Origin of the sequence: Paraclostridium dentum (assembly GCF_012922555.1) — a bacterium.
Lineage (GTDB): Bacteria > Bacillota > Clostridia > Peptostreptococcales > Peptostreptococcaceae > Paraclostridium > Paraclostridium dentum.
The window spans coordinates 1-332 of record NZ_WIPK01000185.1 but is presented as its reverse complement, the minus strand read 5'-3'; the positions used below and the strand labels follow the sequence as shown (position 1 = coordinate 332).

General features: G+C 48.5%; 1 protein-coding gene. It reads right to left on the bottom strand.

Features of this window, described 5'->3' with window-relative positions:
* A partial coding sequence (locus tag GFJ41_RS18300) for a hypothetical protein (RefSeq protein WP_206001632.1) occupies positions 1-332 on the bottom strand: 332 nt, incomplete at both ends.

Here is a 332-nt window from a genome sequence, read left to right as displayed (position 1 = left end):
GCTACTTCTGATTCTACTTCTGACTCAGACTCTACTGCTGATGCCGATGCCGACGCTACTTCTGATTCTACTTCTGACTCAGACTCTACTGCTGATGCTACTGCCGATGCCGACGCTACTTCTGATTCTGACGCTACTTCTGATTCTACTTCCGACTCAGACTCTACCGCTGATGCCGACTCTACTTCAGATGCCGATGCTACTTCTGATTCTACTTCTGACTCAGATTCTACTGCTGATGCTACTGCCGATGCCGACGCTACTTCTGACTCAGACTCTACTTCAGATGCCGATGCTACTTCTGATTCTACTTCTGACTCAGACTCTACTGC